This is a genomic window from Mycolicibacterium arseniciresistens, assembly GCF_030519285.1.
GTDB classification, from domain to species: Bacteria; Actinomycetota; Actinomycetes; order Mycobacteriales; family Mycobacteriaceae; genus Mycobacterium; species Mycobacterium arseniciresistens.
The window spans coordinates 1-12,817 of the sequence record NZ_JAUMSQ010000263.1 but is presented as its reverse complement, the minus strand read 5'-3'; the positions used below and the strand labels follow the sequence as shown (position 1 = coordinate 12,817).

The 12,817-nt window shown below is 69.3% G+C and carries 12 protein-coding genes; 6 read left to right on the top strand and 6 right to left on the bottom strand.

The window, feature by feature from the left end:
• Window positions 1-106: 106 nt before the first annotated feature.
• The 3 genes from Q2100_RS24740 to Q2100_RS24730 are packed head-to-tail and all read right to left on the bottom strand — an operon-like array spanning window position 107 to window position 2,451.
• Window positions 107-997: a hypothetical protein gene (locus tag Q2100_RS24740; protein WP_302916181.1), complete on the bottom strand. Its 891-nt coding sequence runs from the start codon at window positions 995-997 to the stop codon at window positions 107-109.
• A 29-nt stretch (window positions 998-1,026) separates the two neighbouring features.
• The gene (locus Q2100_RS24735) at window positions 1,027-1,527 is read right to left on the bottom strand and encodes a cupin domain-containing protein (protein WP_269896677.1); all 501 of its coding nucleotides are present in this window, start codon (window positions 1,525-1,527) and stop codon (window positions 1,027-1,029) included.
• Between the two features lie 30 nt (window positions 1,528-1,557).
• A complete protein-coding gene (locus Q2100_RS24730; protein WP_302916180.1) occupies window positions 1,558-2,451 on the bottom strand; it encodes an SDR family NAD(P)-dependent oxidoreductase in 894 nt (297 codons plus the stop codon).
• Window positions 2,452-2,549: 98 nt separating this feature from the next.
• Between Q2100_RS24730 and Q2100_RS24725 the strand changes: the two genes are divergently transcribed.
• The 4 genes from Q2100_RS24725 (at window position 2,550) to Q2100_RS24710 (ending at window position 8,205) form a co-directional block, all read left to right on the top strand.
• The gene (locus Q2100_RS24725) at window positions 2,550-3,107 is read left to right on the top strand and encodes a TetR/AcrR family transcriptional regulator (protein ID WP_302916179.1); all 558 of its coding nucleotides are present in this window, start codon (window positions 2,550-2,552) and stop codon (window positions 3,105-3,107) included.
• A gap of 183 nt (window positions 3,108-3,290) precedes the next feature.
• A complete protein-coding gene (gene groL / locus Q2100_RS24720; RefSeq protein WP_264015204.1) occupies window positions 3,291-4,916 on the top strand; it encodes a chaperonin GroEL in 1,626 nt (541 codons plus the stop codon).
• Window positions 4,917-5,313: 397 nt separating this feature from the next.
• A complete protein-coding gene (gene mbtM, locus Q2100_RS24715) occupies window positions 5,314-6,897 on the top strand; it encodes a long-chain-fatty acid--ACP ligase MbtM (protein ID WP_302916178.1) in 1,584 nt (527 codons plus the stop codon).
• Between the two features lie 105 nt (window positions 6,898-7,002).
• A complete protein-coding gene (locus Q2100_RS24710; protein ID WP_302916177.1) occupies window positions 7,003-8,205 on the top strand; it encodes a hypothetical protein in 1,203 nt (400 codons plus the stop codon).
• A 15-nt stretch (window positions 8,206-8,220) separates the two neighbouring features.
• On the opposite strand, the gene Q2100_RS24705 is transcribed toward Q2100_RS24710, so the two are convergent.
• Both Q2100_RS24705 and Q2100_RS24700 read right to left on the bottom strand, forming a co-directional pair.
• On the bottom strand, window positions 8,221-8,598 hold the full coding sequence (locus Q2100_RS24705; protein ID WP_302916176.1) for a pyridoxamine 5'-phosphate oxidase family protein: 378 nt from the start codon (window positions 8,596-8,598) through the stop codon (window positions 8,221-8,223).
• Between the two features lie 37 nt (window positions 8,599-8,635).
• Window positions 8,636-10,279: an HNH endonuclease signature motif containing protein gene (locus Q2100_RS24700; RefSeq protein ID WP_302916175.1), complete on the bottom strand. Its 1,644-nt coding sequence runs from the start codon at window positions 10,277-10,279 to the stop codon at window positions 8,636-8,638.
• Window positions 10,280-10,361: 82 nt separating this feature from the next.
• On the opposite strand from Q2100_RS24700, the gene Q2100_RS24695 reads away from it, so the two are divergent.
• Both Q2100_RS24695 and Q2100_RS24690 read left to right on the top strand, forming a co-directional pair.
• On the top strand, window positions 10,362-11,363 hold the full coding sequence (locus Q2100_RS24695; protein WP_302916174.1) for a zinc-binding alcohol dehydrogenase family protein: 1,002 nt from the start codon (window positions 10,362-10,364) through the stop codon (window positions 11,361-11,363).
• Window positions 11,364-11,380: 17 nt separating this feature from the next.
• Window positions 11,381-12,199: an SDR family NAD(P)-dependent oxidoreductase gene (locus Q2100_RS24690; protein WP_302916173.1), complete on the top strand. Its 819-nt coding sequence runs from the start codon at window positions 11,381-11,383 to the stop codon at window positions 12,197-12,199.
• Here Q2100_RS24690 and Q2100_RS24685 read toward each other — a convergent pair.
• Window positions 12,188-12,745 carry a carboxymuconolactone decarboxylase family protein gene (locus tag Q2100_RS24685; RefSeq protein WP_302916172.1) on the bottom strand — a complete coding sequence of 186 codons (558 nt, stop codon included), beginning with the start codon at window positions 12,743-12,745 and terminating at the stop codon, window positions 12,188-12,190. The genes Q2100_RS24690 and Q2100_RS24685 overlap by 12 nt on opposite strands.
• Between the last annotated feature and the right edge of the window lie 72 nt (window positions 12,746-12,817).

Genomic DNA, 12,817 nt, shown 5'->3' with positions numbered 1-12,817 from the left:
GGCGCGGCGCTGGGCGGTCCGCGCCCCGGAGCGGCCGGTCGCGGCGATCACTCCGCCTCCGGCGCGCCGGGCCATTCCGCGGAGCAAACGACCATGCCCGCCGTCATCAGCACCGTTCGTGGATCTGGGCCAACTTCGCCTCGCCCCGCGAAGGGCGGTGGCCCGGATCGTGGCGGCGGCACCCGCCGACGGTGATCCGGATGTAGTCGCCGGCCCCGTCCATCGTGAGTTCCACCGGCCGGTCCAGCCGGGTCAGGGCCGCGGCGATCGGCTCGCCGAACCGCAGCAGGGTGTCGTCGTCGGCGGGGATGATCGTGACCTCGAATGACGTCACCCGTTCGGGTGTCGCGCGGCCGGGCCCGTCTTCCCCGTGTACCGAGTGGGTGTCGACGAGCCGGACCACCTCGGTCCACACCTGCTGGGTGACGGCATCGGGGACCACACCCGTCGAGACGTAGGTGTTCGGGCTTCGATGCGATTCGGCCGGTGGGTTGCGCAGCGTCCAGTCGGCGCCGGCAAGTCCAGGATGCTTCCGCTGCAGCTCGACCGCCGCCTTGGTGTCGACCGGTTGGCGCAGGTAGATGTCCACGCCGTAGCCGAGCCCCGGGATGTTTGACCCGGGCTGCATCGACACCTCCTCGACAGCCGCGGCCGCCATCACGTCGAAGAACAGCGCCACCGGCGAATCGGTGTCCTCGCCTTCGCCGCCGAGCGGGCGGAGCGTCAGGTCACCCCTGACGGCGGCCATGCTCAGCTGGACGTAGTGGACGTCGAACCCCACACCGTCGGATTCGGCGACGAAGGTCCGGGCGACGCGCTGGGCCTGACCCACGGTGGCGTCCGGGGCGAGCTCGACGGTGAGGTCGAAGTTCTCGCCGTGGGTGAAGGTCTTCCGGTAGTCGTTGTCGACCGCGGCCACCCCGGGCAACGGGCGGATCGCGTCTGCGATCCGCTGCGCCGCCGAACTCTCGTCGGACGTGACGCAGCCTGCGAGCACGAGAGTCAGGGCGACCGCGACAGCGGCCGCTACTGCTCGACGAAGAAGTTGTCGTTGGCGATGAACCACTCGCGCCGTTCCTCGTCGGTCAGCTCTCCCAGTTGGGCCAGCCCCTCGAAGTAGTGCTCGCGCGGAGCACCCGGGGCGAACAGCATGAGGATCGACGCTGGTTCGTCGGCCTCGTTGCGGAAGCCGTGGATGCCGCCGGGCGGTACGTAGAGGAAGTCGTTGCGCGTCCCGTCCAGCCAGTCGGTGCCGTCGTAGAGCTTGATGCTGCCGGACAGGACGAAGAACGCCTCGGACATGGCCCGGTGGTAGTGCGGTCCCGGTCCGCCGCCCTTCGGCGCGATCTCGACGCGGTACAGCCCGTAGTCGCCGCCGGTCGCCTGCTGATTGGCGAGGTAGTGGTACTGGACGAGGCCGAAGGAGTCGTAGTCCGGCGGCTCGTCACCCCGTTTCAGCCACGCACTCACCTCGGGCTCGTCTTCGGTGTATCGGGGCGGGGGATAGGGCGGAACGACCAGCGACACGTGGTCGAGCGTATCCCGCCCGATTCGGGATCAGACCGGGAAGATCACGCCGGTCTTCTCCTGCGACACCGACCAGAGCCGCTGCTGTGCCGCGACGTCGTGCGACCGGTCGCTCGTGGACACCACCTTCGGGAAGCCGCGCAGCTCGGCGAACCCTCCGGGACCGAAGTACTGGCCACCGAGTGCGCCGGGGTCGGTCGCCGCGCGCAACGTCGGCAGGGCGCCCATCGCGGTGCTTTGTTCCAGTGGGCGGAAGAGGAGCTGCACCACGCGCGGCGAATACCGCGCCAGTTCGGAGCTCGACCCTCCGGGATGGGCGGCAAGGGCGGTGGTGGCGGTGCCGGTGAGGCGGCGCTGCAGTTCGTAGGTGAAGAGCAGATTGGCCAGCTTCGACTGCCCGTAGGCGCCGATCCTGGAGTAACCGCGCTCGGACCCCAGGTCGTCGAAGTGGATGCGGCCGAAGCGGTGGCCGATGCTGCTCACCGTCACCACCCGCGATCCCGGCGATTCGAGCAGCCGGTCGAGGAGCAGCCCGGTGAAGGCGAAGTGGCCGAGGTGATTCGTGCCGAACTGCAGCTCGAACCCGTCGCCGGTGGTGGCCTTCGGCGTCATCATCACGCCCGCGTTGTTGACGAGGAGGTCGATCCGGTCGAGACCGGCCCGCAGCGCCTCGGCCGCGTCGCGCACCGACTCCAGTGAGGTGAGGTCGAGTTCCTGCACCGACACGTCGGCTCCGCGGTTTCGGGCGGCGATCAGGTCGGCGGCGGCCTTGCCCTTGTCGAGGTTGCGCACGGCGAGCACGACGCGTGCCCCGCGGGCGGCGAGGGCGGCGGCGGTCTCGTAGCCGAGGCCGGTGTTGGCGCCGGTGATGACGGCGGTGCGCCCGGTCTGGTCGGGGATGTCGGCGGTGCTCCAGCGGGACATGGGTCCTCCTCGTTAGAATGAATTCGGAACGTGCGCTCCGTTTCCTCCGACTATACGGAACGCGCGCTCCGTTTTGTCAACCGGAAGGACCGATTGTGGTGACAGAGACGTCACGGCCGTTGCGAGCGGATGCCGCCCGCAACCGTGCGCGGGTTCTCGCCGTCGCCTACGAGACGTTCGCGGCCGAGGGCGTCGCGGTGCCGATCGACGAGATCGCCCGCCGCGCCGGCGTCGGCCCGGGCACCGTCTACCGGCACTTCCCGACGAAGGAGGCGCTGTTCCAGGCGGTCATCGAGGATCGGGTGCGCAGCATCGTGGCCGCCGCCGAGACCCTGCTCGCCGACGATCCGGGGTCGGCGCTCTTCGAGTTCCTGCGTGAGATGGTGCGGACGGCCGCAGTGGACCACGGGATGGCCGACGCGCTGGCGAACTACGGCGTCGACATCGACCAGGCCGCACCCGGCGCCGAAGCCGCGTTCGTCAAGGTGCTCACCGATCTGCTGGCGGCCGGTCAGCGCGCGGGCACCGTTCGGGCTGACATCGGTCCGGCCGAAGTGAAGGCCCTCCTGATGGTGTGCAAGTCCACCCAGGACCACGGCGCCGGTATCGCCGACCGGGTGGTGGCGGTCATCGTCGACGGCCTCCGCGCGGGCTGAACTACCTTGCACTCGCCCTGGTCGAGTGCTAGAAATGCAGTTGGCACTCGCGACCAGTGAGTGCTAGGTCGGGACGGTGAGACACGGGTCCGCGTATGCGGAGCACACCCGAGTCGTCCGTCGCGGGCACTGGGCCCGGCCACAAAGACGTGCAAATCCCTTGTTCGGAGGAATCACTTCGCAATGGCCAAGACAATTGCGTATGACGAAGAGGCCCGTCGCGGCCTCGAGCGGGGCCTCAATGCCCTCGCCGACGCGGTAAAGGTGACGCTGGGCCCCAAGGGCCGCAACGTCGTCCTGGAGAAGAAGTGGGGCGCCCCCACGATCACCAACGATGGTGTGTCCATCGCCAAGGAGATCGAGCTGGAGGACCCGTACGAGAAGATCGGCGCTGAGCTGGTCAAAGAGGTCGCCAAGAAGACCGACGACGTCGCAGGCGACGGCACCACCACCGCCACCGTGCTGGCCCAGGCGCTTGTGCGCGAGGGTCTGCGCAACGTTGCGGCCGGCGCCAACCCGCTCGGCTTGAAGCGTGGCATCGAGAAGGCCGTCGAGAAGGTCACCGAGACGCTGCTGAAGTCGGCCAAGGAGGTCGAGACCAAGGAGCAGATCGCTGCCACCGCGGGCATCTCCGCCGGCGACCAGTCCATCGGCGACCTGATCGCCGAGGCCATGGACAAGGTCGGCAACGAGGGTGTCATCACCGTCGAGGAGTCCAACACCTTCGGCCTGCAGCTCGAGCTCACCGAGGGTATGCGCTTCGACAAGGGCTACATCTCGGGCTACTTCGTGACCGACGCCGAGCGCCAGGAAGCCGTCCTGGAGGATCCCTACATCCTGCTGGTCAGCTCCAAGGTGTCGACCGTCAAGGATCTGCTTCCGCTGCTGGAGAAGGTCATCCAGGCCGGCAAGCCGCTGCTGATCATCGCCGAGGACGTCGAGGGTGAAGCCCTGTCGACCCTGGTGGTCAACAAGATCCGTGGCACCTTCAAGTCCGTCGCCGTGAAGGCGCCGGGCTTCGGTGATCGCCGCAAGGCGATGCTGCAGGACATCGCGATCCTCACCGGCGGCCAGGTCGTCAGCGAAGAGGTCGGTCTGTCGCTCGAGACCGCCGACATCACGCTGCTGGGCCAGGCCCGCAAGGTCGTCGTCACCAAGGACGAGACCACGGTCATCGAGGGTGCCGGCGATGCCGACGCGATCCAGGGCCGGGTGGCCCAGATCCGCGCCGAGATCGAGAACAGCGACTCCGACTACGACCGCGAGAAGCTGCAGGAGCGCCTGGCCAAGCTGGCCGGCGGTGTTGCGGTGATCAAGGCCGGAGCTGCCACCGAGGTGGAGCTCAAGGAGCGCAAGCACCGCATCGAGGACGCCGTCCGCAACGCGAAGGCCGCCGTCGAAGAGGGCATCGTCGCCGGTGGTGGCGTGGCTCTGCTGCAGTCGGCTCCGTCGCTCGATGAGCTGTCGCTCACCGGTGACGAGGCGACCGGCGCGAACATCGTTCGCGTCGCGCTGTCGGCCCCGCTGAAGCAGATCGCGTTCAACGGCGGGCTCGAGCCCGGCGTCGTCGCCGAGAAGGTCACCAACTCGCCTGCCGGGACCGGCCTCAACGCCGCCACCGGTGAGTACGAGGACCTGCTCAAGGCCGGCGTCGCGGACCCGGTGAAGGTCACCCGCTCGGCGCTGCAGAACGCGGCGTCCATTGCGGCGCTGTTCCTCACCACCGAGGCCGTCGTCGCCGACAAGCCGGAGAAGTCGGCCGCACCCGCGGGCGACCCGACCGGTGGCATGGGCGGCATGGACTTCTGAGTCCTGCTCAACCAGAACAACACGGGAAGGCCCGGCCTGCTTGCAGGCCGGGCTTTTTCGTGCGCGCTCGAAGGGCGCCCGGCGGCGCAGGCGGGATCGTTCGCCGAGCCTGGCCGATCGAACCTTTCGCGGCTCGCCCGCATGCGAATTCCTTCGCGCGGTAGGACGCCTGGCGCGGGAGATCAAGATCGCGAGTCGTCGTGCGGGAGTGGAGCAGCCGCGTGCGGAGCGCCGTTCGCGCACCACGAGCCAACGTAGGCCTACCAATTCGTCGATGAATTGCGTAGCGTCGTCCCGTGTTGTTGCTGTCGTGGACGCACGCAAACATGCGTCCGGCCCTGCCCGGTTCTCCGACCACCTCTGTGCACCACTGTGCGACTGCGGGGTTGAGGAACCGATGACGAGTTCGCTCGGGGCGGCGCTGGCCGACACTCTGAGGCACAGCCCGAACGATCTGGTGGTCCTCGACGATGGCGACTGGGTTCGGCACCCCTGGCCCGAGGTCTTCGTCAGGGCGGAGAACGTAGCGGAGCGGCTGCTGGACGACGGCGTGGGCGCGGTCGGCCTGGTCGGCGAGCCCACCGTCGAGTTCATCGCCTCGATCGTCGGCGCCTTCGTCGCCGGCGCCGCGGTGTCGATCCTGCCGGGACCCGTGCGCGGCGCCGACTCCGGACAGTGGGCGCTCTCGACGGTCGACCGTCTCAAGAACATTGGTGTGCAGCGCATCCTGAGCAACGGCAGCCACCTGGAGCGACTCGGGTCGATCGTCGAGCCGCAGATGCTGAATGATGTCGCCGCCGTCGCACACCCCCGGCGTTCCAGCACGTTCACCGCTCCCGCGGCATCCGTCGACGTCGCAATCCTGCAGGGCACTGCGGGATCCACCGGATCTCCGCGCACGGTGCGACTGTCGCCCGACGCCGTGTTGGCGAACCTGCAGGGGCTGAATGCCCGCATCGGCGTAGACGCCGCCGCCGACGTCGGATGTTCGTGGCTGCCGCTGTACCACGACATGGGGCTGAGCTTCCTGATGTCCGGCGCGCTGGCGGGCACCGAGCTGTGGCAGGCGCCCACCGCGGCGTTCCAGGCGTCGCCGTTCCGGTGGCTGAACTGGCTCAGCGAGGGCGGCGCGAGTATCACGGCCGCGCCGAACATGGCGTACGGCATGATCGGCAAGTACTCCCGGCGCGTCACCGGAATCGATTTGAGCCGGCTGCGATTCGCGCTCAACGGCGGTGAGCCGGTGGACTTCGAACTCACCCAGCGCTTCGCGACCGAGATGGCCCGGTTCGGTTTCGACGCCGGCGCCCTGGCGCCGTCCTACGGTCTGGCGGAGGCGACGTGTGCGGTCACGGTGCCCGTCCCGGGACGCGGTCTGATGGTCGACGAGACGGTGGTGCAGACGGACACCGGCGCCACTCCGCGCAGGCACACCGTGCTGGGCGAGGCGATCGAGGGCATGGAGGTGCGGATCGAACCGCGCGACGACGTGAGCGCCGACGGCTCGGACCGTGAGGTGGGAGAGGTCCTGATCCGAGGCACGTCGATGATGTCGGGATACGTCGGCGAGACGGCCCACGGTCCCGGCGACTGGTTCCGCACAGGCGATCTCGGCTACTTCGTCGACGGCGGACTCGTGGTGTGCGGACGGGCCAAGGAACTGATCACCGTCGCGGGCCGCAACATCTTCCCGGCCGAGGTCGAAGGAGTTGCCGCACAGGTCAACGGCGTGCGCGAGGGCGCCGTGGTGGCGGTCGGCGTCGGGGAACGGTCGATCCGGCCCGGACTCGCGATCGTCGCGGAGTTCCGCGGACCCAACGAGGACGACGCGCGAACCCAGGTCATCCAGCAGGTCGCGTCGGAATGCGGTGTGGTGCCCTCGGACGTGACCTTCGTCCGGCCGGGCACGCTGCCCCGCACGTCCTCGGGCAAGTTGAAGAGGCTGGAAGTCAAGCGCAGCATCGTCGGCGCCGCGGACTGACAGGCGCTGCACAAGGGAAGGTCCCATTCCTGGGGCGAACTCGGCTACTGTCTGTCCCGACATCGGAGTTCCCGCGCGCTTGCCGCAGAAAGATTGGGCTGCAGAGTGTTTCGACGGTCATTCACTGCCGGCCTTGCCGTTGCCGGTGCGGGCGCCATCACCTGGTCGGCGGTCGTTTCGCTGCCGGGCGAGGAGGCCGTTGCGGTGGCGCCGCGCGTCGTCGTCGCCGGGCCGCAGTCGGTGGCGCTGACCGGTTACGCCGAGACCCTGGTGGCCGGCGCGGTGGCGGCGCTCGAGCAGAGTGTCGATGGACTGGCCAACGACTTCCCGGCCATCTGGGCGCAGGTGAATGCGCAGTGGCCTGATGCGGAGCTGTTGCACTGGAACTACGCCCTGGTGGCCGACTCGTTCCTGGCGCCCGTGGCGCCGTTGGTGATCGGACCGCTCAACGATGCGGTCGCCGAGGTGCTCGCCGATGCGTTCCCCGACCACGCCGAGGCCATCGGGCAGCTGCCGGGACTGGTGGAGTACACCACGGTGCGTCTGGTCGGTCCGCTGCTGAGTGCGATCGGGGCCGCCGGCATCGCGCACGAGGGGATCTACTACCCGACGACGACGGGTGACGTGGCGGGGTTCTTCGAGGGGATCGCCGCCGCACCCGGCCATGTCATCGACGGGCTGTTGTTCGGCGGGTACGGCGATCTGAGTCCGCTGTTGACCGGTGAGGTCGGCGGCACGCCGACCCCGGCACCCGGTCTGCTCACCCCGTGGGGTCAGGAGCCACCGGAGCGGGACGTGCAATGGGGCTTGGCGCCCGAAGCCGCTGACACACCGGAGGTCACCGAGGAGCTGCTGGGCGCCGAGCTGCCGGAGGGCGCCGAGCTGCCGGAGGGCGCCGAGCTGCCGGGTGGCGGCGAGGAGAATCCGAACCCGTTGAGCGGCTTCGAGATGCGGTTCGACTGGAAGCGGCCGTCGATCGAGACGTCGGTGGAGACGTCGGAGACCGTCGATGCGGACGCCGATGCCGAGGCGAATGCGCCCTCGGAGGCGCCGAAGCCGCGGGCGTCGCTCCGTCAGGGCATCAAGGACGTCAGGACCGGTGTGCGGGAGAGCATCAAACGCGCTGTGCATGGGGGTCGTTCGGCCGAGAAGGACGATACGTCAGGCGACGAAGCGGGCGAGCCGAAGGCAGGCCGGGCCGAAGAGCGTGCCGACCGGGCCGAGGAGCGTGCAGAGAAGCGCGCGGAGAAGTCGGAGAAGCGCGCCGAGAAGTCGGACGAGAAGTCGTCGGAGGGCGCCACCGGCTGACCCGGCCGGCTCGCCTCACTCGCCGGACAACGGCACGCAGTCGTCACCGCATCCGGTGGCCGTCGCCGCAGTGCCGGCTGACTTTCTGCGGTGCAGCACTGCGCCGTTGGGTGTGATGGTCAGAGTGTCGCCGGAAACGTCGGCCTGCCCGTCGACGATCAAGGTGTAGCCGCCGCCATCCCGCGGCGGGTATGCCAGGGTGACGGCGGTGTGCCGCGTTGCGTTGTCGCCGGTGCGACGACCGACCCCGGTGATGGAGAGGACGCCGTCGGCCAGTGACGGTTCGACCGCGACGGTGTGTGCTCGGTAGTCGTCGCCGATGGTGACCAGGTAGGCGTAGGAGTAGTCGGCCAGCGCACCTGACAGTTCGGCGATGTCCACCTTGACACTCATGCCCCGACAATACGGCGACCGGTGCTGACCCAGTGCCTCAGAAGGGTGGGGGTGTGTTGCGTTCGGCGACGTGGTCGTCGTTGAGTTTGCGTTCGGCGGCGATGCGTTGGGCGCGGTTCTGGGCGCGGGTGCGTCGGCGGGTGGGCATCTTGACGCCGCGGAATCTGTTGTTCGGCAATGTGTCCGGGGGTGGGGGTAGGTTGCCGGTGGGTCGGCACAGGGTGGGGAAGATCAGGGCGCTGCCGGGGCGGGTGGTGTAGGTGTGGCCGGTGGGTGCGGTCCACACGATGGTGCCGTCGGGGTATTGCACGTCGGTCCACCCCGATGGCCCGCACCAGAACGTTTTCAGCAGGTGATGAAACCTGCACAGGCACTTGAGGTTCGAGGCGTGGGTGGGTCCGGCGGGGTAGGGGATGGTGTGGTCGATGTCGGCGCGGTCGGCGGGTTTGTCGCAGTCGGGGAAGCGGCAGGTCAGGTCGCGGCAGCGGATGTAGTCCGCGAGCGCACGTGAGGGGGTGTAGCGGGGTTCGGGTGCGGCGTCGCCGGGATGGCGCACGGTGCGGCGGCGGGCTGTGCCGGTGGTCTCGGCCAGCAGCGCGGTGGGCAGTATCCCGGCGCCCAGCACGAACGCCATCGGCCGCCGGCACTCCGCCTTGCGGGTCGGGGCTGCTTTCGCGGCGGTGTCGTCGGGTGGCGTTCCGGGGTCGGGGGTTTTCCCGCGAGGTGGTCGGCACTCGGCATAGGTGGCGCCGCGGGATTCGCCCGCGGCTTCGTCTGTTGCCCCGTCACCGCCCCCCTCGCGCTCGCCTTCGTCTGCCGCCTCGTCATCGTCAGCCTCGGCCTCGCCGTCACTCTCGTCGGCGTTGGTGATGACGTAGACGATGGTGTTGCGGGTGGGGGTGGGGGTGTCGCTGGTGGCGGGGCAGTCGGTCTCGCCGCAGGCGCAGGCCAGGATTGTGGCGCCGGCGCCGAGGGCGCCGAGGGCGTCGGCGCGTCGTTCGCTCAGGGTGCGGGGGTCGTCGTCGCAGACGGCGCGGGCCATCTCGTCGAGGCGGTGGGCCAGGCCGGCGGCGTCGCCGGCGTAGAGCCGGGCGCAGACCGAGGCCATACCGGGCTCTTCGCCGTCGGTGCTGGTGATGACGTCGCGGCGACGCATGGCGGTGCGGACGCGGCGCACGGCGCCGGTGTCGTGCAGTTCGACGACGGCGTCGATGGCGGCTTCGGTTTTCTTGGCTGATTGTGGTCCGAAGCGGTGGGCTTGGGCGGCCAGTTCGGTGTCGACTTTGGCCATCACGTCGGGGTCGGTGATCAGGTTGGTGCGCGAGACCAGGGTGCGGACCAGCAGTTCGGTGATCTGGCCGTCGGCGAACAGGGCGGCGACCTGGGGGAGGCGGTCGCGCAGGGCGACGGCGCGGTGGGTTTGGAACAGGGCCAGGCCGCTGCTGATGTTCTGGGCGGCGCCGATCTCGGCGCCGACGGCTGCGTCGGGGTCGACCCACCAGGTGTTGCGGTCCTGGGCGGTGTCGCAGCCGGTGCGGCGGGTGAACAGTTCGGCCATGGCGGCGTGTTTGCGTGCGCAGGCGGCGGCTTCGATGCGCGCCCAGCCGGTGATCGCGTCGCAGACCTCGGCGTCGGCTGACTCGGGTAGCTCGTCCATCTCCGGCGGTAATACTTCGAACATGTGTTCGATACTACCGAGACGCTCTGACAAGCAATCGAAACAGCGGGGATGGTCTCGGACACCGTTGACGTTGTCGACTGTCATGACCACGATGCGTGCGATCGGCTCATTCGCCGGCGGCCCCGTCGACGACCCGAGGACCCTGCAGGACGTCACCGTCGACATCCCGGAACTTCGCCCCCGCGACGTCCTGGTCCGCGTACTCGCGGTGTCCGTCAACCCGGCCGACGTCAAACAGCGCGCCGTCGTCCCAGAGTCGGCCACGCCCACCATCCTCGGCTACGACGCGGCAGGCGTCGTCGAATCCGTTGGGCCGCAGGTTGAGACGCTCGCGGTCGGGGACGAGGTCTGGTACGCCGGCGACCTCACCAGACCGGGGACCAACGCAGAGTTCCAGGCCGTCGACGAACGGATCGTCTCCCGCAAGCCGGCCAGCCTGTCCTTCGGCGATGCGGCCGCCCTGCCGCTGACCACCATCACCGCATGGGAGTCACTGTTCGACCGCTTCGGCCTGACGACGGAGTCGACGGGCGACCTCCTGGTGCTCGGCGCGGCAGGTGGCGTCGGCTCGATCATGATCCAGCTCGCCAAGGCGCTGACGGGTGTGCGGGTGATCGGCACCGCCAGCCGTGACGAATCTCGGGAGTGGGCGACGAGCATGGGCGCCGATGTGGTCGTCAATCACCACAATCTGCGTGAGGAGACGCTCGCCGTCGCCCCTGACGGCGTCGACTTCCTGTTCTCGCCGCACTCGGCAGGCAACATCGACACCTACGCCGACATCGTGAAGCCGTTCGGGCACATCACCGCGATCGACGAGCCGCCGGGCCTGGATCTCCTCGCGCTGAAGAAGAAGAGCATCGCGTGGCACTGGGAGCTGATGTTCACGCGCGCGATGTACGAGACGCCGGACATGATCGAGCAGCAGCGCCTGCTCGCCGCCACCGCCGACCTCGTCGACCGGGGCGTCCTGCGCACCACCGTCACCAAGACCATCGACGACTTCTCGTCGACCGGATTGAAGGAAGCCCACCGCGACGTCGAATCGGGCCGGGTCACCGGCAAGATCGTCATCACCCGCTGAGAGTTAGGTTGAACCCCATGCCACTGCCGCAGCCGTCACCGACCACCACCGCCGTCGTCACCGGAGCATCGTCGGGGATCGGGGCCGACCTGGCCCGCGAACTCGCCGCGCGCGGACACGGCGTCACGCTGGTCGCACGCCGCGAAGACCGCCTGCGCGAGCTGGCCGCCGAACTCGGCGACCGCGTGCGGGTCGAGGTGATCGCCTGTGACGTCGCCGATCCCGACGCGCGTGCGGCACTGTTCGACGAGATCGAGCGACGCGGCCTGACGGTGGATGTACTGGTCAACAACGCGGGGATCGGCACCATCGGCCCCGTCGCCGAGTCGAGCGTCGCCGACGAGATCGCCCAGGTTCGCGTCAACGTCGAGGCCGTCATCGACCTCACCACCCGCGCGGTGCAGCAGATGGTGCCGCGTGGCCGGGGCGCGATCCTCAACGTCGGCTCGACGGCGGGGTTCCAGCCGTTCCCGGGCCAGGCCGGCTACGCGGGCACGAAGGCTTTCGTGAAGACCTACACCGACGGCCTGCGCGGCGAGCTTGCGGGCACGGGCGTCACCGTCGCGGCCCTGCATCCTGGGCCGGTGCGCACCGGGTTCCTCCAAGCCGCGGGCGTCGACGAGCGCGAATTCGCCAACGCATTCCCGAAGTTCATGTGGATGCCGTCACGGGCCGTCGCGAAGAAGGGCATCGAGGTGCTCGAAGGCGGCGGCGGCAGCGTGATCCCCGGCCTGCCGAGCCAGATCAGCACCCGGCTGTTCCAGATGCTGCCGCACCGCGTGCTGCTGCCCCTGGTCGCCAAACAGCATCCCGGACTGAAGAATTCACGCCGCTGACAGCGGCCAGGGTCGCATCCAGCCCTCCACCGGCAGCGCAAGGCCGTTGCACAGCGTGCACACCGTGCGGTACCAGCCGACGGCGATGAGCAGCTCCATCCGTTGTCCGTCGTCGAGTTCACCGCCCAGTGCGTCCCAGGTGTCCGACGACCACGACCCGGTGCGTTCCAGCTCGTCGATCGCGTCGATCAGGATACGTTCGGCCGCAGTCCAATTCGCGGGTGCGCCGGTGACCAACGCGTCGCACTCCTCGTCGCTCACCCCGGCCAGCGGCCCCCAGAACGCAGCCTGGCCGCCCCACTCGTAGGCGCATCCGACGAGTGCGCAGATGCGCAGGATCGCGATGGTGCGCACCCGGGCAGGCAGCCGGGCGTCGACGTACAGCGACTCGCCCATCTTGCGCAGCCGGTGTGCCAGCTTCGGGTGGCGCTGCAGGCAACGCACCAGCAGCAGTGGTTCGTAGGTGCGGTCCGGGTGGCCCCAGCTGTGGATCTCGGCGGCGTCCGCCTCGCTCCACGGCGGCGCGAGCGGCTGTACTCGACTCATGCGACCGGCGCCGGCCGTCGGCCCCGGACCAGCCGCCCGGGCCGGGCTGCGGTGGGCGCACCGTGCTCGGCG